This is a genomic window from Glaciimonas sp. OK215, assembly GCF_057787885.1.
In genome coordinates this window covers 3623043-3642847 of the sequence record NZ_CM173544.1, presented here as the reverse complement: position 1 = coordinate 3642847, position 19805 = coordinate 3623043, and the positions used below count along the sequence as shown (strand labels likewise).

The window sequence follows — 19805 nt, the reverse complement described above, 5'->3', positions numbered from 1 at the left end:
GCAGGATGTCCCTGCACTTTGTACTCAGCACTGAAGTGTGAAATGGATGTCGATGTGCGTCTCATGTTGGCGGAAATATTTGACAAAAAAAAGGAGAAATCAAAATGCTCTACATTCGATTGTGTTTCGACAGGGTGGGTACCACGGAGTTACGTGAGCAGCTTCGAGCTGATCATCGCGCATATTTCAAACCGAATCTACAGGCGGATGTCATGCCTCACTTGATTCAAGCCGGGCCCCTGTGCGTGAGCGATGACGACGACACGAATCTGGCAAGTTTTATGATTCTTGAGGCGGCTAGCCTTGAAGATGTGGCGCGCTTCCACAACGGCGATCCGTTCACCCTGGCAGGTCTGTATGACAAAGTCTACATTCATCGCTGGGACAGACACATTTCGTGAATATCGGTAGACAGCGGTGCCACCAAAGGTTGTGCCCTGTCCATCACTAGTATCACCCGGCAATAAATCGAAGACGGTGCCTGGAGCAAGCGTATTAACGATGACTGGTCCCACTGCCGCCGCTTAGGCGAGGCGCTGGCCGCGACCGCTGTGGGCGACTCTCCCGTTGTGCGTCTGCAAATTGACCCAAGCAGTTGGAAACCGGCGCAGGTGGCGATCAAGTCGTGTGCCATTTTTCGTGCGACTGCCGACGCATCCAGGCAACAACGAATAACTACTAGAGATTCGCATTAGCGAACAACAAATGAGACAAAACATGCAAACACTAACAATGACGTCGGACACCTTGATGAATGGCAGGAAGACGTCCGGTCTACAGATTCTGACTTTATTTTTATGCTTTTTGGTAGTGGCAGCCGATGGATTCGATGTGGGCTCAGTTGGCTACGTCGCACCTTTGCTTAAAAAGGAATGGATATTGACATCGACGCAACTGGGGCCGATTTTCGGTGCCGGTCTGTTTGGCCTCACTATCGGTAGTTTTGTTTTCGGTCCGCTCGCGGATCGTATTGGCCGTAAGCGCGTGATTCTCATATCGATGATCTTGTTCGGCATCGGAAGCATAGCTTGTGCCTATGCAACATCACCGAGTCAACTGGGCTGGTTACGATTTTTGGCCGGTATAGGACTTGGGGGTGCGATGCCCACAGCGATTACGCTATCAGCCGAATTCGCTCCCGAGAAAAATCGAGCGTGGCTGGTCACGTTGATGTTTTGCGGCTTCCCGTTAGGTCTTGCATTTGGCGGTGCCATCGCGTCGTTGCTGATTCCATCTTTTGGCTGGCAGGGCGTGTTTTTGTTTGGCGGTATCGTGCCGTTCATTCTGACACCGATCATCTGGATCGGGTTGCCGGAGTCGCTACGCTTTATGGCCGGCAAATCACGTTTCGATGCAGAAGCACGTAAAGTAGTTGAACGCCAAGTTGGCAAGAACAATCCGATACCGGAAATTTTGATAGCTGAACTATCTTCGTCCACTAAAAACTATGGCCTTATTTGGACTTTGTTCAACAAGAATAACGGTGTCATTTCCACTTTGTTTAATAAGCATTATCGAGCTGGTACCGTCCTGCTGTGGATTGTCTTCTTTTGTACTCTGTGGGTTTACTACCAAGTCAGCAGCTGGCTACCAACCATCATTACCGAATCTGGCATTCCGGTGACGCAAGCAGCAACTATCGGCGCGATGATGCCCGCTGGCGGAGTGATCGGCTCCCTGATCAACGCCAAACTGATGGATCGCTTTAATCCGTTTGTGGTGCTTAGCGTTTCCTATCTGGTTGCAGCAGTTTCGATCGCCTGCATCGGCCTGGCGATGTCAGATGTGCGTTTGCTGTATGTCATGGTGTTCTTTACTGGCGTGGGTTTAGCCGGTGCGCAGTCTGGCGCAAATGTATTAGCTTCCGGATTCTATTCGACCGTCGCTCGCGCTACCGGTGTGAGTTGGGCACTGGCAGTCGGACGCGTCGGCTCGATCATCGGGTCCATGACTGGTGGAATTTTGTTGGCCGCAGTGCATACACCGCAAGTAGCGTTTGTCGTCTTTGCAGTACCGACCGTGATTGCCAGTCTTGCGATGCTCGGTACGGGAGCCATTTATCACAGGCATACAAGGAAGTAATTTCTATGGTCGCGACTTAGCATTTAATTGGATGCCGAAAAGGTGGCTACTTAATTTGCATCCAATTCATTGTTTCAGCGAAATAGAACGGCCTAAGATCATATGGCGTTGGCCGCAGAAGAAATAGCGAATTTATATAAATAACTAGAGGAACTAAAGTGTTCAATTGTGATGTTCTTATCGTCGGCGGTGGACCTGTCGGCTTATTTTTGGCTACAGAACTAGGACAGCGAGGCGTTAGCGTGCAGCTTTACGACAATAAGCCAGGCACGAGTGTGCACCCGGCTGCCAACGCAAATAGCGCGCGGACGATGGAACATTTTCGCCGCATCGGTGTTTCCCGCGCTGTGCGCGCGTCGGGCTTGCCTTCAGACTATCCGCCGGATATTGCTTATTTTACGTCGATCGCTGGACACGAACTGGCCCGCCTGAAACAGCCGACATCCGCCGATGCGGTCCGATGGGCCGCCGATCACGTATATACATGGCCCACGGCAGAGCCGCCGCATCGTTGTTCTCAGTTATATATTGAACCCATTTTGTTGGATTGTGCGCGTCGACAAACAAGCTGCGATATTGCATTTTCGGCACAGATGGAAAGTTTTACACAGGATGAGCATGGCGTTACCGCGTTGGTCGCAATCGCTGCAACAGAGGATCGTCCTGCACAAACGCGTTCCATACGCGCCCGTTATCTGGTCGGTTGTGATGGGCCGCGCAGCTCGGTACGAAAGGGACTAAATATTCGTTATGAAGGCGTCGCAGGAGAAAAACGCGGCTTCATGGGAGGTCAAATGGATGCGGTCTATTTTTATGCACCAGGGCTTTACGAAGTTGGGCCACACAAGCCGGCTTGGCAATACTGGACTTTCGGTCCGACACAGCGGGCTTTGGTGATTGCAGTCGATGGAACCGGGCATTTCATCATGAATGTACAGGCAGTCGAAGGCGAAGCTGCCAGCGACGAGAATATTCGCCGTCGCATTGCTGCTGCCATCGGAGCAGATATACCCTTTGAAGTGAAGAGCAAATCGTCCTGGACCGCTGGCTTTGCTTTGGTAGCAGAACGCTTAAGTACCGGTCGTGTGTTCCTGGCTGGCGACGCCGCTCATTTATTTACGCCAACGGGTGGCTTGGGTTACAACACGGGTATCGATGATGCCGCAAACCTGGCGTGGAAATTGGAAGCGATGGTGAAGGGACATGCCGACGATATGCTGGGAGAAAGCTATCACGCTGAACGGCATCCGGTTGCTTTACGTAATACCCGCTTCGCGCGTGAATTTGCCGACAGCATTGGCCATATTCATCCCCCTGGAGCCACCTTCGAGGGGAGCGCGCGTGGCGCTCCGATGCGCGAAGCGCTTGGAGACTACTTGGCGTTCCACGCTTATCGTGAATTCGTGATCCCAGGCGTCCAACTGGGTACGCGCTATGAAGATTCGCCTCTGGTCGAGATTGAGTCGGGACCTACTACGCAGGATAGCGCCAATCTTTATCAACCGTGCGCACGAGCTGGCCATCGGGCCCCCCATTTCTGGCTTGAGGACGGTACATCGCTGTATGACCGATTCGGAATGGGTTTTACCTTACTCCATATGGGCAGCGAAGTGGGGGAGTCCGATGAGCTACTTCAAGCGCGCGCTTTGTTGCCAGGCTTCTCATTAGTCAGGGTGCATGATCACGAGGTACGCGAATTGTATGGCAACGATTTCGCGCTGATACGTCCGGACCAGCATATTGCTTGGCGCGGGAATGCGCTGGATGCAAGTTTTCTCGCCGCGGCCCATAGAACTATCGGAAGAGCTGTTTTGCAATAGTTACTTCAAGACTGGTCTCAAAACAGAAAAAATATCTTTCATCAAAACGAATATTCAAAAAATATGTCAGCCGTCCATTCCCTCGATTGTTTTGCATTTAGCGTTCCTGACTTGGCAGAAGCAGCGCGTTTTTATACTGCGTTCGGCTTAGATGTACGAGAGGCCGACTCGCACCTTGAGCTCTACACGCTGGGGCATTCCCATCGATGGGGTGTCATACATGAGCACGTCGGGCAACCAAAAAAGCTGCAATTTTTGACGTTTGCCTGTTATGACACTGACTTCCCTGGCTTGGTCCAGCAAGCAGAGCTAGGTGGTTTTACTCGCGCCGAACCACACTCATTCGGAACGGCAAATGGTCTCTGGCTACGGCATCCAGAGGGTTTTCCAATACAGATCATCGTGTCGGAGAAAAGCTCCCCCTATGCGAAAAGCAGCCCGTTAATCGAGCCTGCGGTTCGATTGGGGGCTGGCGCAGCGCCCAATCGGGCAAAAGTTTTGCCGGTACGACCACGCCGCCTCTCGCACATCTTGCTTTTTTCTGGTGATGTGCCGGCATCTATAGCGTTTTATCAGGAGGCACTAGGTCTGCGTGTTACAGACCGCTCCGGCGACGTGATCGTGTTCATGCATGGAATCCATGGCAGTGATCACCACCTTATTGCCATGGCAAAAAGTGAAGGTCCCGGTCTACATCACCTCAGCTGGGATGTCGCGAACATTGATGAAGTGGGCAAGGGCATGGAGCAAATGATTCAGGCCGATTACAAACGCGGGTGGGGTGTGGGCCGTCATGTACTGGGCTCCAATTATTTTCGCTACGTGCGGGATCCATGGGGCAGTTATTGCGAATATTCATTTGACATGGACTTTGTACCCAGCGGCTTCACCTGGCCTGCAGCCGATCATCCGCTGCATGACTCGCTGTATGTATGGGGGCCGGAGCTTCCCGATGATTTTGTGAAAAATTACGAAATCGATCAGCCTCCTATAGATACCTGAGAAATTTTATTCATCTTATTCACTAACGAAAGTTTTATATGCGTATTGTCTCCTTTATGGATGGCCAAATCCCGGCGCTCGGTGCTCGCCTCGGTGATGAGATAGTCAATCTCACGATGGCTGGCTTACCGAATACTTTAGAAGCGTTCCTGGCGCTAGGCTCATCGGCAATGGACGGTGCAAACAGCGCGATTAAAAACGCGAAAGTGCGCACGCCATTGTCCAGCTTGAAATTGCTTGCACCGGTGCGCGCGCCGTCCAAGGCGATCGCTGTTGGTCTTAATTACACAGACCATGCGACGGAAAGTAATTTCGAAGCGCCGACCTATCCAGTGCTGTTTAACCGATATCCGAGTTCTTGGGTTGGTCATGGAACTCCAATCATTCGTCCTCGCGTATCGACGCAATTCGATTACGAAGGTGAGTTGGTTGTTGTGATTGGAAAGGCTGGCCGCTATATCGACAAGTCGAACGCCTTGGATTACGTCGCCGGTTATTCGATTTTCAACGAAGGGTCCATCCGTGATTATCAGTTCAAATCCGCGCAATGGATGATGGGAAAAAATTTCGAAAAATCAGGCTCGTTTGGCCCGGAATTTGTCACGGCAGACGAATTACCGTCAGGTGCGAAAGGCTTACGTCTTCAGACACGTTTGAATGGCGTAACTGTACAAGATGCGAATACGAAAGAAATGATTTTTGATGTCGCAACCCTGGTGTCGGTTTGTTCCGAGCCTTTCGCTCTTCAACCCGGTGATTTGATTATTGCAGGCACACCATCGGGGATTGGCTTGGCACGAAAACCACAGCTTTTCATGAAGGCTGGCGACGTATGCGAGATAGAGATCGATGGATTGGGAACACTTCGAAATACGATTGAAGACGAACGTTGACTTGAGCGATCCCAACGTGAAAGTAACCAAAACCCAATTACTTGAAGCCAGCAAGGGCATGCTGCAAAAACAATTTTATATGGTGCATTCAACCCCGACCAATGGACTGGGGCCGGTGATGGAAAATCTACCTGTCCATTTAGAACATCAATGCGCGATTGAGCGGAGCGGCGTGATGCTGGCCGCCGGCCCGCATTGGAACGATGATGAATCGGAATGGTTGGGTGAGGGAACGTTTGTGATTCGCGCGACTTCATTGGTGCACGCGAAAGAAATCGCTGCCGCCGATCCGATGCATCGGGCCGGCGCACGCTCATTCAAAGTTCGCCCGTGGTTAATCAACGAAGGCGGTTTTCGTTTGCGCGTGACCTTCTCCGACGGGAAATTTGAATTTGAATAATAGGAAATGGAATGGACACTCAAAAAATGTAGCGGTATTAGTCGGTAATCTACGCAAGGAATCGATTAGCGCTGGCTAAAGCACTGAAAAATATTGCGTCGGCGCATTTGTCGCTGGAAGAGATGCCTATTACGGAAATGCCTTTTTTACATCCATGATATTGAAGAAAAATCTGCATTATTCGTAATACAGGGCTGATAGAAACTTTTTTAAGTCTTTTGATTTTGTAACACCAGAGGGCTGCGTCGTCGCAAGCTTAAGGGAGACGCTTTGCCAAAATTATTATAAAGAGGAGACAGTGATGAAAATAAAATACTTGATCGCAGGACTAATGGCATGTGTCGCAAGTGCCAGTTATGCACAATCGAATGTAACCATCTACGGCTTGGTCGATACCGGTGTCGAGTATGTCAATAACGTTGGCGCAAAGGGCGAAGGCTTAATCCGTACGCCCACCTTGTCAGGGAGTCTACCATCCTTACTGGGATTTCGGGGTGCCGAAGATCTGGGCGATGGACTCAAAGCTATTTTTGCACTTGAAAATGGTTTTGCTTTGTCCAAGGGACAAGCGAATCAAGGTGGTCGATTGTTCGGACGCCAGGCTTTCGTTGGCCTTTCTAATCCCTGGGGAACTTTGACGGTGGGGCGTCAATATACGATGTTCTTTTGGTCCATCTTGGACAGCTATCTTTTGGGGCCAAATGTTTACAGTATGGCTTCCCTCGATAGTTACATCCCAAACGCGCGCGCTGACAATTCAATTGCTTACCGCGGAACATTCAGCGGGCTTACCGTGGGGGCTGGATATAGTTTGGGACGCGACGTGGTAAATGCAGGACCAAGCCCTGCTGGAACCAACTGTGCAGGCGAAAATGCTGCAAACGCACAGCAATGCCGTGAATGGTCGGCGATGCTCAAGTACGATGCAGCGAATTGGGGTGTTGCGCTAGTCAGAGATGAATTGCACGGCGGCCCTGGCGCTTTCGGCGGTTTGATCAGGAGTTCGATGACGGACACGCGTACTATGCTCAATGGCTATGCAAAATTTGGCGACTTCAAGGTTGGCGGTGGGGATATCCGGCGTAACAACGGCGCCAGTGCGACGCCGCGCAGTGACCTGTACTTTCTTGATGCCGCCTATTTGCTTACGCCGTCGATACTGCTCGACGGCGAAGTATCTCGGCTCATTGTAAGGAATGCTTCGAGCAACGCAACCTTGGTTGCGCTTCGAGCCACTTATTATTTTTCTAAATTGACTGCTGTTTATGTCACCGCAGGTCATATTGCCAATGGTGGCGTGTCGGCTTTATCTGTTAGTGCTGCTGCTCCGGGAAGCAATCCTGTTGCCGGAGTCTCGCAGACGGGCGCGATGGTTGGTATACGAAAATTCTTTTAAGCCTTAGTTTGAAGATAAGGTCCTTGTTCTCTCGGAGAGCAGGGACCTCATAAATTTCCTACTCTTTCGGCGACGAGGCTTTGTTGGATAAATATATTGCTGAGCTCAATAGCCTGATACCCCAAAAAATCAGAGCACGCGAATGGTGTCAAGCACGCCTAATCGGGTGAACTGATTAAAGATATCGCTCCATTTTTAGCCAATAAAATTGGCCAAAAACGCGCCCTGTCGCCCGAGAAAATCCGTAACGCTGGCTCGTAGTGTCAAAAATGGGTTATTCGAGGTGCCCCTAGTGGATGGAAGCGGCAATTGATGGAGCGACGTTTTCAAAATTTCATACAACGATGGTTAGGGAAAGTACAGAGATGGGTAAGCCGGACGCGAAATTGATGTGCAGCAAAGCACATCGCACTCACACGCAACGTGGTTTTACGCTGATCGAAATCATGGTGGTGGTGGTCATCATGGGCATTCTCGCGGCGCTTGTAGTGCCTAAATTGATGGGCCGCACCGACGACGCACGCGTGATGGCGGCACGCTCCGATATCTCGACCTTGATGTCGGCGCTGAAGCTTTATAAACTCGACAACCAGCATTATCCGACCACCGAACAAGGCTTGCCGGCCCTAGTCGTCAAACCGACCGCCGGTCCCGCAGCAAATGGCTGGAAAACCGGCGGCTACATAGACAAGCTGCCGAAAGATCCCTGGGGTAATCCCTACCAATATCTATCGCCGGGGATCAAGGGTGAAATCGACGTCCTTTCTTTCGGAGCAGATGGGCAGCCGGGCGGCGAAGGCAATGATGCCGATATCGGTTCCTGGGCATTGTGATGGCTTCGGAACGCGGCTTCACCTTGCTGGAATTGCTGGTGGTGGTGGTGATTGCCGGCATGACGCTGGGAGTCGTGTCGCTGACTGCCTTCCCCGGCGATCGCCAGGTAATGCAAAACGATGCGCAACGGATCGCGTTGCTGTTGCAATTGACGCGTGAAGAGGCCATCTTGCGCAATCGGCCCACCGCCTTCGAAGCCGACGCCAGCAGCTACCGTTTTCTGGTGCGGGAAGAAAGCGGCTGGCAACCGCTCACGCAGGACGACATGCTGCGTCAGCGCGAATTCAACCGTACGCCGATGCAGTTATCGATGAATCCACCCCCAACCGACGCCGGAGCGCCGCATGCGCTGCGCATTACCTTCGGCCGCGAGCCGGTCGACAAGCCGTTTGCACTGACCATGGCCAGCGGCGATACCAGCGTCATCATCCGCGCTGACGGTATCGGTCATTTTTCGGTTGAATAGATGCCTATCCCGCGCCTGCTTGCCTACCGTTATAAGGCTGGTTTTACCTTGCTGGAAGTGCTGGTAGCATTGGTCATTGTCTGCACTGCACTGGGCGCTAGCCTGCGTGTGGTTGCTAGCCTGAGGCAAAACAGCAGCGGTCTGCGTGCCACCACGATGGCAAGCTGGTCGGCTGAAAACCGCTTGACCCAAATTCGCCTCGGGCATGAATGGCCTGCAACCGGCGATCGTTCCTTCAATTGCACGCAAGGCGAATTGCAGCTGCTGTGCGAAGAGCATGTGTCAGGCACGCCGAACCCCTATTTTCGGCAGGTCGAGGTCTCAGTGTTCGACGCCCAGCAGTCGCGCATCGTCAAGCTGACCCAGGTGGTGCCCAATGTGCGCTAGACAGAGTCCGCGCTGCGCTGCGCGCGGCTTCACACTGGTCGAACTGGTCATTGCGATCGCCATACTGGCGCTGGTTGCCGTACTCGGCTGGCGCGGGCTCGATGGTATCGTGCGCGCCCGTGTCGCGCTGACCGAGGAAATGGAACAAACGCGCGCCATGCAACTCACCTTTGCGCAACTGCAAAGCGATTGTGCGCGGCTTGCGCCGGGCAGCCTGATGCCGACGCGTCCCACCCTGCTGGCAGCCCGGGATCGCCTGTTAATGGTGCGACTGGTATTTGCAGACCAACAGCCGGCCCGTGTACAGATAGTCAATTACCGCCTGCGCAATGGTGTACTGACACGCCAGGAATCGGTCGCGACCCGCGATCTGAACGCACTCGATGCGATGTGGCAGGCGGCGCTCAACGACGCCGGTAACGGCGCGGCGAATGCGCAGGCAGTGGTATTGCAATCGAATATCGCGGCGCTGCAGATGCAATTGTGGGACAGCGACGGACTTGGCTGGCTGCCGCCCGCCGTTACGCCAAGCGGCAGCCATGACACCACTTTCGGCGCCAACCGCTGGACCGGACTCGAAGTTGCCTTGCAGCTGCGCGGCCGTAACGGCAGCATGGTCAAGACCTTCTTGCTGGGGGCGACATGAGAGCGCCGGCCCGGCCCCCATCCGCGCAGCGCGGTGTCGCGGTGGTCACCGCCTTGTTGCTGACCACGCTGGCGGTCACCATCGTTGCCAGCCTGTTCTGGCAACAGCAGGTGCAGGTGCGCTCGATCGAGAACCAGCGCTTGCAGTTGCAGAAGGACTGGATAATGCGCGGCGCACTGGATTGGGCCAGCATGATTTTACGCGCAGGCGGCCGGCAATCGTCCGTGGATCATTTGGGGCAACCATGGGCTACGCCGCTGGCGGAAACGCGCCTTGACCAGTATGTGGAAGACGCTCAGTCCGGTGGCGATGCTGGTGATGCCGTCCTTTCCGGCAATATCATAGATGCCCAGTCACGCTATAACCTGAGTAATCTGAGCGCCAATGGCGTCGTCAATCACAATGAGCTGGCAATTTTCCAACGCCTGCTGGGCAACCTGCGCCTGCCTGTCAGCCTGGCCACCGTTGTGGCGCAGGCCATCGCCGCGCAAGCGTCACCCTCGGCAGCACAGCAGACGCCAGCCAACGCCGGCAAGGGCACACTGGCGATGCTGCAGGTAGACGACCTGTTGTCCTTGCCCGGCTTCAAGCCGGAGATGGTGCGCCAATTGAACGATTTTGTCGTGCTGCTGCCGGTGGCAACGCCGGTCAATGTGAATACTGCGCCGGCGGAACTGCTGGCCGCACGTTTTGCGGCTTTATCGTTGGCGCAGGCGAATACCCTGGTTGCCAGTCGTCGTAGCGCGCCCTTTCTCGATATACCAAACTTGTCGGCGCAAATGAAGCAACTGTTTGGCAGGAATTTCACGGACACGGCGAATGTGGCGCTTTCCAGCAATTATTTTTTGGTCAACGGCAAGATTCGCATGGGGCGCGCTGCACTCAATGCCGTATTTTTGATACAGCGCACCGATAACCGTACCGGTACCAATATCGTGTGGGCCAAGGAACAATAAATGGACGAAACGTTTTGAGTATCTTATTTATCCGGCTACCCGCCAGGGCCATGCTCGATGGCGCGGCCGCGCTGCCGATGCCGGATTGCCGGTTTGCGCTGGTATCCGAGCAGGGCCGCATCGAACGCCAGGGAACCGAACAACTGTCCGATCTGGCCGAGACTGTCGCCGCCGCCGCGCGGGTAGTGCTGATACTGGCCGCCGTCGATGTCAACCTGTGGCGGATGCCGATACCGCCATTGTCGGACGCCAAACTGAAGCTGGCTTTGCCGAACCTGGTGGAGGAGCAATTGCTGGCCGACCCGCTAGCCTGCGTGATTGTTGCCGGCCGCGGGCGCAATGGCGCTACCGATAATGTGCGCCTGATCGCCGTGGTGCAACGGGATTGGCTGGAGCTGGTGGTCAAGACTATGCTGGCGCTCGGCGCACACAATCTGCAAGCCTTGCCGGCGCAGCTTTGCCTGCCGTTGCGCGGGCCCGGCACGGCAGTCGCTGCCGTGACCGATCACGGCGGCGCTATCGACGTCGCATTGCGTACCTCCGCAGAGGAGGGGATAGGCTGGTTGCTATCGCCGCTTTCCGGCCAGTCGGTGGCACAAGAAGTGCTGGATGGGCTGACTGCTATTCTGCCGCAGCAGCAGGTCACACTGTATGTCCCTGAATCCAGTCGTTCGGCCTATCAGGAGCTCGGCGTGGCGCAAGTCACGGTACTGGCCGACAACTGGTCGCACTGGGTTGCAGGCGCGCAAGCGTTGACGCGCGGCGGTGGCGTGGATTTGATGAGCGGACTGACGGCCAGTGCCGCCGGGACCGGGTTCAGCTGGCGCCGCTGGCGCTGGCCGTTGAGACTGGCGGCGACCTTGTTGCTGGTGAGTATTGTCAGTTTGAATGTCGATTGGTGGCGCATGCGCCGTGAGGCCGGCAGCCTGCGTGCAGGCATGATGCAAAGCTATCGTGCCGCCTATCCGAACGAGACCGTGATCGTCGATCCGATCGCGCAGATGAAGCAAAAGGTTGCCGCCGCGGAACGCGCCAGCGGTCAGTTTGCGCCTGACGATTTTATTGCACTTGCGGCCGGTTTTGGCGAGGCTTGGGCCGCATTGCCGCAGAGCGCGGACAGTGGCGCGATTGCGGCGCTGGAATATCGCGACCACCATTTGCTGGTGCATGTGAAAGATACCGCCGTTGCCGAAGCAGCCGAAGCGCAAATCAGCAAAGCCCTGGAGCAGAAGAAGTTAACCTTGACCAGGCCGGCCGCCGGCGTATGGCAGATCGGGAGTAGCAAGTGATGCCGGCATCCAATCCACTCCAGCAGGCCTGGGAAAAAACGCGTGGGTCGGCTAGCGCATGGTGGTCGCAACGAAATCGGCGTGAACGGCGCTTGCTGGGTTCTGCCGCGGCACTGATGTTGCTGGCATTGATATATCTGGCCTTGATCGATCCGGCTTTGAGCGGATGCACCCGCTTGCAAGAAGTGTTGCCGGCGCTGCGCCAGCAATCCGCCGAATTGCAGTCCTTGACGGCCAAGGCTGCGTCCTTATCTGGTCATGCGGCCGAGCGACCGGCCTCGCCGTTGAGCAAGGAGGCCCTTGACGCCGCATTCAAGAGCAAGGGCCTGCATCCGCAAAGCATTGTGATGAGCGGCGACATGGCCAAGGTGCAGTTGTCTGCGGTGGCTTTTTCCGGCTTGGTGGACTGGCTTGACGATGCGCAAAAGACCGCGCATTGGCAGGTCGTGGACACCAATGTCAGCGCCCCCGGCGGACCAGGCGCGCAGCCCGATACCGTGAATGCCACTGTCACGCTGTGGCAGCCCAAGCATGAGTAAGGGCTTGCGTTTTCAGCGTGGGCGAGCGCTAAGCATTGGACTCCTGTGGGCGGGAGCAGCACTCCTTAGCGTGCTAATCACCGTGCTTGCCTTTCTTCCGGCAGCATGGCTGGCGCCGCTACTCGAAAGCCGGACCGGCGGACGGATCACGCTGGGCGATGCACAAGGTTCGCTGTGGCGCGGCTCTGCATTTATCGGCGCGGCACCCAGCGGCAGGGATGCCGTGATGCCGTTGCTGCCGGGCCGCTTTGTCTGGCAATTGTCGCCGCTGGTATTGGTCGGGCGGGTGGGTGCGACCCTGGAGAACGCGCAAGTGCTGTCACAACCGGTCAGCATTCGCGGCAGCTGGAGTACCTGGACCATTAGTGCGGCCAGCATGTCGTTGCCGGCGGAACGGTTGGCGGCATTGGGTGCGCCATTAAATACCCTGCAGCCGTCGGGGAAGCTGCGGCTAAGCTGGCAGCAGATGGCGCTTGCGCGTCGCACCGATGGCGTCGATTTTTACGGCGTGATGACACTCGACATGATGGGGATGGCAACGCGCCTGTCGCCGCAGAAGCCGCTGGGCAGTTATCGCATGCGGTTTGACTGGCAGGGCAGGCAGGCCGGATTGACCTTGCAGACATTGGGCGGATCGATGTTGCTCGAGGGTAGTGGCAATTTGCATGACGGTCATCTACAGTTTTCGGGGACGGCGCAAGCTGCGGCGGGTCAGGAAGAAAAATTGGCCGCCTTACTGAGCTTGCTGGGCCAGCCGCGCCGCATCAACGGCAAGAATGTTATCGGACTAGAGTTCAAATCATGAAAGATAAAATGTATCTCGCAATACGCTCAACATTCGAAGCACACAGCCGGCGCGTAGCGGCGGCGGCAGCCATCGCCCTGCTGAGTTGCGCTGCGGCAACGACGGCAACGGCGGCACGGCCGGTGCCGGCGCCAACAGCTGCCACTAACGCCAGTGACCAGGCCATGATGAATTTTGTCGGCGCCGACATCGAGTCCGTGATCAAGGCCGTCGGCCAATACACCAATACGACGTTCATCGTCGATCCGCGCGTCAAGGGCAGCATTAATCTGGTATCGGAAAAACCGCTGAGCAAATCCCAGGCCTTCGATTTGCTGGCGTCGACCTTGCGTCTGCAAGGCTATGCGGTGGTGCGCGGCGACGGCTTTGTCAAAGTGGTGCCGGAAGCCGACGCCAAGTTGCAACTGGGGCCGACCCGGGCGGCGGGCGTCAGGGGCGACCAGATTGCAACCCGGATTTTTTCCCTGAATTACGAATCGGCAAGCAATATCATGCCGGTGCTGCGGCCGCTGATTTCGCCCAACAATACGATCAACGTCAACCCGGGCAACAATACGCTGGTGGTCACCGACTACGCCGAAAATCTGCAGCGTCTCGGGAAAATGATCGCGGCACTTGACGTGCCGGCCATCAGCGATCTGGATGTCGTCCCGATCCGCTACGCAGTGGCCAGCGATATTGCCGTTATGGCCGGCAAATTGCTGGAGTCCGGTAGCGCTGCAGCGGCTGGCGGCGACAGCGCCCGCATCGTTATGCTGGCCGATTCGAGAACCAATTCGGTGGTGATTCGCGCGCCATCGACGGCGCGCGCCAACCTGGCCAAGTCGCTTATCGCCAAGCTCGATCAGCCGACGACGCAGGTCGGCAATGTGCATGTGGTTTATTTGAAAAATGCCGACGCCGTCAAGCTGGCGAAAACGCTGCGCGCCATCGTTTCACTCGATACCTCGCCGCCGCCGACCGGCCATTCTTCCGCCGGCCCGAGTGCTGGCGGCAGCGCAGGCGGCATGTTGCAAAGTGCCGGCAGCGCAGCGTCCGCCACGCCGGCACCAGCGCCACCTTCACCAGCGGCATCTTCCGGCGGCTCTGCGCCAGCGGCCGGTGCGGCGGGCTTTATCCAGGCCGACGACACCACCAATACGCTGATCATTACCGCCAGCGAGCCGGTCTACCGCAACCTTCGCGGCGTCATCGATCAGCTCGATACCCGGCGTGCCCAGGTCTATGTCGAAGCCTTGATCGTCGAGGTGACGGACACGGCGGCGAGCGAGATCGGCGTGCAGTGGCTGGCGCTGAGCGGGGACAAAAACAGTGCTTACCGGGTCGGCGGCGGTACCGGATTTCAAGGTAGCAATGCAGGCATCACCAGCGGCAACCTGTTCAACACGGCGCTTGGCCAGGCGCTGAATTCAGGAAGCGCCACGGCAAGTGTGCCGACTCTCGGCAGCGGTTTGCAGCTTGGCGTGTTGCGCCAGATTGCCGGAAAAATCGGCCTGGGCGCACTCGCCAGTGCCTTGAATGCGACGACTGGCAGCAACGTCCTGTCCATGCCGAATTTACTGACCCTGGATAACGAAGAAGCGAAGATCGTAGTCGGCCAGAACGTGCCCTTTGTTACCGGCTCGTACGCCACGACCGGAGGGACCACCACCAATCCGTTTACCACCGTCGACCGGAAGGACGTGGGCACCGCCTTGAAGATCAAGCCGCATATCTCGGAAGGCGGTACCGTGCGCCTGGAAATTTCGCAAGAGGTGTCGGCAGTGGTGCCCAGTACCGCATCCAATCAAAACGGGCCGACCACCACCAAGCGTTCCCTGGATACCAATGTCGTGATCGACGATGGCGACATCATCGCATTGGGCGGCCTGATCGGCGACGACAACGAGAGCGCTATCCAAAAAGTGCCCTTGTTGGGCGATCTGCCGGTGATCGGCAACTTGTTCAAATATCAGTCCGGTTCCCGCAACAAAACCAACCTGATGATATTCCTGCGTCCTACCATTATTCGCAACAGGGAGCAGAGCGCAACGGTGGTGGCAGACCGTTACGATTACATGCGCAAAGCACAACGCAGCGTGCAACCGGGCAACAGCATTCTGACCGATTTCGGCTCGTCGGTATCGCCAAAACTGGAAGATGGCGGTCCGTTCCTTGATCTGCGGTCCAGGCAGCAAGCCGGACCGGACCTGCAACCGGCGCTACCTGCGATGCTGATACCTGAACCCGTGCCGGCACCGGGTTTCCTGCATGACAAAGCGCCATGAGCGACGCTCGCCTGTTACCTTACGCGTTCGCCCGCAATTTCTCATTGCTGGCGCAGCGTAGCGGGGAGGCCGACGACGCTGACCACGCCGTGGAATTGTGGATTTCCGACGCCACACGGCCGACCGCGATTGCCGAAGTCAGCCGTCGCTTCGGTCGCGTCAAATTGCGGTCGATGGCGTGCGCTGCGCTGGATGCGGCGATTGCCGAGGCCTATGCCGGTTCCGGTGGCGATGCGGCGCAAGTGGTGGATGAGTTCGAATCCGATCTGGACCTCGCCAAACTGTTGCACGATATGCCGGCGATCGAGGATTTGCTGGCGTCGTCCGACGATGCGCCGGTGATCCGCATGATCAATGTGTTGCTGACGCAGGCCTTGCGCGAGGGCGCGTCGGATATTCATATCGAGCCATTCGAGCAGATTTCGGTGGTGCGGTTTCGTGTCGATGGCCGTTTGCGCGATGTCGTGCGGCCCAAGAAGGCGGTCCATGCATCGCTGATTTCCCGCATCAAGATCATGGCGCAGCTGGATATCGCCGAAAAGCGTTTGCCGCAGGATGGCCGCATCACGTTGCGGGTCGGCGGCAAGCCGGTGGATGTGCGGGTGTCGACCTTGCCGACCGGGCATGGCGAACGCGCAGTGCTGCGTTTGCTGGATAAGGAAGCCGGCCGGCTCGATCTGCAGCATCTCGGCATGAGTGCCGCAGTGCTGCCGCAGTTTGACCGCCTGATCGCGCAGCCGCATGGCATCGTGCTGGTCACCGGACCCACCGGCTCCGGCAAGACCACCACTTTATACGCCGCATTGGCGCGCCTGAATACCAGCCAAACCAATATTCTGACGGTCGAAGATCCGATCGAATACGAGCTGGCCGGGGTGGGCCAGACCCAGGTCAACGCACGCATCGACATGAGCTTCGCCAAAGCCCTGCGGGCGATCTTGCGGCAAGATCCGGACGTCATCATGATCGGTGAAATCCGCGATCTGGAAACCGCCCAGATTGCGGTGCAGGCGTCGCTGACCGGGCATCTGGTGCTGGCGACCCTGCATACCAACGACTCTGCTGCTGCCGTGACCCGCTTGCTGGATATGGGGATCGAACCGTTTCTGTTGTCGTCGTCCTTGCTGGGCGTGGTGGCGCAGCGTCTGGTCAGAAAACTGTGCACCGATTGCCGCCGTCACGATGGCCAGCTGTGGCATGCGGTCGGTTGCGAAGCATGCGGTCACACCGGCTATCACGGCCGGGTCGGCGTCTACGAGTTGTTGCAATGCACCGATGAGATCGGGTCGCTGATTCACAATCGCGCTGCCGAAGCCGAGATCGGGCAGGCGGCGCAACGCGACGGCATGCAGACCATGCGCCAGGATGGTCTGCGCTGGCTGACCGAGGGCGTCACGACGCAAGCCGAGTTGCTGCGCGTTACCAAAGAATAAGAGAGGACAGCGTGCCAGCATTTCGATACGAAGCGGTGAATGCCGCCGGCAGCACCAGCAACGGCGTGATGAATGCCGACAGTGCCAAAACGGCGCGTGCCGATCTGCGCGCCCAGGGTTTGCTGCCGCTGACGGTAGAGCTGGTTGCGCAGCAGGTAGATGGCGCCGGCAACCTGCGCCGGCGTGGCTTTGGCGAGCATCTGTCGACGATTGAGATCGCCTTGTTTACACGCCAGCTGGCCAGTTTGCTGGAAGCCAGCCTGCCGCTGGAGCAGGCCTTGACCGCGTTGCTGGAACAGGCCGAGCGCAGCTATTTGCGCGATCTGATCGGATCGATTCGCTCGGATGTGATGGGCGGTGCCTCGTTGTCCAGCGCACTCGCAGGCCATCCGCGCGATTTCGCCGACATTTATCGGGCGCTGGTGGCCTCCGGCGAGCAGATCGGTCAGTTGGCGCGTGTGCTGTTGCGGCTGGCCGATTACATAGAAGGCCGCAATGCGCTGGTACAAAAGGTGAAACTGGCATTCACCTATCCCGCCATCGTCACGGTAGTGGCATTCGTTATCGTGATCTTCCTGCTGACCTATGTGGTGCCGCAGATCGTCTCGGTGTTTGCCAATACCAGGCAGAAATTGCCGCTGCTAACCGTACTGATGCTGGCCGTTTCCGACTTTGTGCGCAACTATGGCTGGATGGTACTGATTGTGGCGATCGCCCTGGTCTACGGCTGGCGTACTGCGCTCAAGAATCCCTCGACCCGGATGCGCTGGCATATCTGGCTGCTGAGCGCACCGCTGTACGGCAAATTCGAGCGCAGCCTGAATACCGCCCGCTTCGCCCGTACGCTGGCGATTACCACCGGCTCCGGCGTACCGATTCTGAAGGCATTGCAAACCAGTCGCGATACGCTTTCCAACGTCGCGCTGCGGCAGCAGGTCGACAGCGCCGCCGCCAGCGTGCGCGAGGGTGTCGGCCTGGCGCGGGCGCTGGCGGCGCACCGGCATTTTCCGCCGATGCTGATCCACATGATCCGTGCCGGCGAAGCAACCGGCGAATTGCCAGCCATGCTGGAGCGGGCCGCCAGTGCGCAGGAGCAGGATCTGGAGCGGCGCGCAATGACCATCGCCGGCTTGCTGGAGCCGGCGCTGATTCTGGCGATGGGGGTGGTGGTATTGTTGATCGTGCTGGCGGTGCTGATGCCGATTATTGAAATCAACCAGTTGATACGTTAACAGGCTGTTGAAAAAGGCATGAATACCTTCGGGTTTTATCGATGACTAGTCGAAATCAATTCGCTGCGACCACGGATGAAGCCTGGGAACCGGTTTCTAGCGGGCTTTTAGTCCATGTTGGGCAGAATTCCGTGCCTTTCGGCATGCTGCGGACGGATTACGCCCTATACGGCCGACAAACGCCAACCAAGAATCGTCGCCATACGGGTCAAGTTGTACGCGGCGAAGGTAAAGACCGTTTGCGCCTTGACCTTGGCCAGACCGATGAATCTGGCCTTGCGCAATCCTCCAACGGTCTTGCTCCATCCAAAAATCTCTTCGACCAACTTGCGCTTTTTCAGGCTCACTTGATAGCCGGCGTGCCGTGTCGTGCGTGCATCGATGGCGCTGCTTTTCTTCTGTGCCACGTGCGGCGTGATCCGCAACTTGCGCAACTTCTCGACGAAGCCGGCAACGTCGTATGCCTTGTCGGCGCCCAGTGTCGCGCCCGACTTGGTGATAGTGCGCTCGGCCATGGTCAGTGCCGCCTCGCGCTCCGCTGTGCCGGTCGCCAGCGTCGTCTCGGCATCGACGATCAAGCCGTTGCGATTCTCCATCAGCGCGTGGCTCAGGTAGCTCAGGCGGGACTTCTCGCCTTCGCTTTTCTTGTACAGCCGTGCATCGGGATCGGTCGTCGATGCATGCGTGTCGTTCGAGCGCGTCTCACCCTTGAAATCCACCGTGGGATTGCGGCCGCCACCCTCAGGCGGCGGGCTGCTGCCATCTTTCTTCACGAAGCTTTTGACCGACGCCCAGGCTTCGATCATCGTACCGTCAACCGTGAAATGATCATCCGATACCAGGCTCTGCCACTGCGCAATGCGCAGCACCTGCGCGAAGAACCGCTGCGTCATCGCTTCACTGAACGGGCGCTCCCGATTGGCGCTGAAGGTCGAATGGTTCCACACAGGCTCGTCGATGTTGAGCCCGACAAACCAGCGATACAGCAGGTTGTACTCGATATGCTGCACCAGTTGCCGCTCCGAACGGATCGAGAACAGCGTCTGAATCAGACTGGCGCGCAACAAGCGTTCCGGCGCAATCGACGGCCGGCCACGGCGCGAATACAGCGCCTGAAACTCCAGGCTCATGCTCTGCAAAATGCCATCGACCAGAACGCGCAATTTGCGCAGCGGATGGTCGGCAGGAATGCGTTCTTCCAGCGTACGGTAGCTGAACATGGCGTGTTGGGTGACGTCGGATTTGCGCATGGATTTATCAAGAAAAATTGCCCTGACCGTACAACGTATACCCGCCCCCAGGTGTTGACAGGCCCCGGGGATTTTTCAACAACCTGTTAATGCGCATTCCATCAAGGA

19 protein-coding genes are annotated in these 19805 nt (G+C 56.8%); 18 read left to right on the top strand and 1 reads right to left on the bottom strand.

Translation table 11 applies throughout. The features are described 5' to 3' along the window. The first annotated feature begins 104 nt into the window (after nucleotides 1-104). From AC3CHX_RS16800 to gspF, 18 genes are all read left to right on the top strand, one after another. Nucleotides 105-401 carry a YciI family protein gene (locus AC3CHX_RS16800; RefSeq protein WP_488629180.1) on the top strand — a complete coding sequence of 99 codons (297 nt, stop codon included), beginning with the start codon at nucleotides 105-107 and terminating at the stop codon, nucleotides 399-401. A 304-nt stretch (nucleotides 402-705) separates the two neighbouring features. After that, complete coding sequence (locus tag AC3CHX_RS16795) at nucleotides 706-2082, top strand: MFS transporter (protein WP_488629179.1); 1377 nt, start codon at nucleotides 706-708, stop codon at nucleotides 2080-2082. A gap of 158 nt (nucleotides 2083-2240) precedes the next feature. Continuing rightward, on the top strand, nucleotides 2241-3902 hold the full coding sequence (locus tag AC3CHX_RS16790) for an FAD-dependent monooxygenase (RefSeq protein ID WP_488629178.1): 1662 nt from the start codon (nucleotides 2241-2243) through the stop codon (nucleotides 3900-3902). 63 nt (nucleotides 3903-3965) lie between these two features. Beyond that, a complete protein-coding gene (locus tag AC3CHX_RS16785; protein ID WP_488629177.1) occupies nucleotides 3966-4904 on the top strand; it encodes a VOC family protein in 939 nt (312 codons plus the stop codon). 38 nt (nucleotides 4905-4942) lie between these two features. Further along, nucleotides 4943-5797, top strand: a complete 855-nt coding sequence (locus AC3CHX_RS16780) for a fumarylacetoacetate hydrolase family protein (RefSeq protein ID WP_488629176.1) — start codon at nucleotides 4943-4945, stop codon at nucleotides 5795-5797. Between the two features lies 1 nt (nucleotide 5798). Continuing rightward, nucleotides 5799-6197 (top strand): YciI family protein, encoded by a 399-nt coding sequence (locus AC3CHX_RS16775; protein ID WP_488629175.1) that lies wholly within the window; start codon nucleotides 5799-5801, stop codon nucleotides 6195-6197. Between the two features lie 301 nt (nucleotides 6198-6498). Beyond that, nucleotides 6499-7593: a porin gene (locus AC3CHX_RS16770; RefSeq protein ID WP_488629174.1), complete on the top strand. Its 1095-nt coding sequence runs from the start codon at nucleotides 6499-6501 to the stop codon at nucleotides 7591-7593. Between the two features lie 365 nt (nucleotides 7594-7958). After that, nucleotides 7959-8426 carry a type II secretion system major pseudopilin GspG gene (gene gspG, locus AC3CHX_RS16765; protein WP_488629173.1) on the top strand — a complete coding sequence of 156 codons (468 nt, stop codon included), beginning with the start codon at nucleotides 7959-7961 and terminating at the stop codon, nucleotides 8424-8426. Continuing rightward, nucleotides 8426-8893 (top strand): GspH/FimT family pseudopilin, encoded by a 468-nt coding sequence (locus AC3CHX_RS16760; RefSeq protein WP_488629172.1) that lies wholly within the window; start codon nucleotides 8426-8428, stop codon nucleotides 8891-8893. Before gspG ends, AC3CHX_RS16760 begins: the two co-directional genes overlap by 1 nt. Next, nucleotides 8894-9280 carry a type II secretion system minor pseudopilin GspI gene (gene gspI / locus AC3CHX_RS16755; RefSeq protein ID WP_488629171.1) on the top strand — a complete coding sequence of 129 codons (387 nt, stop codon included), beginning with the start codon at nucleotides 8894-8896 and terminating at the stop codon, nucleotides 9278-9280. Then, the gene (locus tag AC3CHX_RS16750; RefSeq protein WP_488629170.1) at nucleotides 9270-9926 is read left to right on the top strand and encodes a PulJ/GspJ family protein; all 657 of its coding nucleotides are present in this window, start codon (nucleotides 9270-9272) and stop codon (nucleotides 9924-9926) included. The genes gspI and AC3CHX_RS16750 overlap by 11 nt, the downstream gene beginning before the upstream one ends. Beyond that, nucleotides 9923-10882 (top strand): type II secretion system minor pseudopilin GspK, encoded by a 960-nt coding sequence (gspK, locus tag AC3CHX_RS16745; RefSeq protein ID WP_488629169.1) that lies wholly within the window; start codon nucleotides 9923-9925, stop codon nucleotides 10880-10882. Before AC3CHX_RS16750 ends, gspK begins: the two co-directional genes overlap by 4 nt. A gap of 14 nt (nucleotides 10883-10896) precedes the next feature. Then, entirely contained in the window at nucleotides 10897-12171 is a 1275-nt protein-coding gene (gene gspL / locus AC3CHX_RS16740; protein WP_488629168.1) for a type II secretion system protein GspL, read from the top strand. Then, nucleotides 12171-12710: a type II secretion system protein M gene (locus AC3CHX_RS16735; protein ID WP_488629167.1), complete on the top strand. Its 540-nt coding sequence runs from the start codon at nucleotides 12171-12173 to the stop codon at nucleotides 12708-12710. Before gspL ends, AC3CHX_RS16735 begins: the two co-directional genes overlap by 1 nt. Further along, the gene (locus tag AC3CHX_RS16730) at nucleotides 12703-13515 is read left to right on the top strand and encodes a type II secretion system protein N (RefSeq protein WP_488629166.1); all 813 of its coding nucleotides are present in this window, start codon (nucleotides 12703-12705) and stop codon (nucleotides 13513-13515) included. The genes AC3CHX_RS16735 and AC3CHX_RS16730 overlap by 8 nt, the downstream gene beginning before the upstream one ends. Further along, a complete protein-coding gene (gene gspD, locus AC3CHX_RS16725) occupies nucleotides 13512-15782 on the top strand; it encodes a type II secretion system secretin GspD (protein ID WP_488629165.1) in 2271 nt (756 codons plus the stop codon). The genes AC3CHX_RS16730 and gspD overlap by 4 nt, the downstream gene beginning before the upstream one ends. Continuing rightward, the gene (gene gspE, locus AC3CHX_RS16720; RefSeq protein ID WP_488629164.1) at nucleotides 15779-17215 is read left to right on the top strand and encodes a type II secretion system ATPase GspE; all 1437 of its coding nucleotides are present in this window, start codon (nucleotides 15779-15781) and stop codon (nucleotides 17213-17215) included. Before gspD ends, gspE begins: the two co-directional genes overlap by 4 nt. Nucleotides 17216-17226: 11 nt before the next feature. After that, nucleotides 17227-18447, top strand: a complete 1221-nt coding sequence (gene gspF, locus AC3CHX_RS16715; RefSeq protein WP_488629163.1) for a type II secretion system inner membrane protein GspF — start codon at nucleotides 17227-17229, stop codon at nucleotides 18445-18447. A gap of 164 nt (nucleotides 18448-18611) precedes the next feature. Here the strand turns inward: gspF and AC3CHX_RS16710 are convergent, their stop codons facing one another. Then, on the bottom strand, nucleotides 18612-19697 hold the full coding sequence (locus AC3CHX_RS16710; RefSeq protein ID WP_488629162.1) for an IS5 family transposase: 1086 nt from the start codon (nucleotides 19695-19697) through the stop codon (nucleotides 18612-18614). Nucleotides 19698-19805 lie beyond the last annotated feature (108 nt).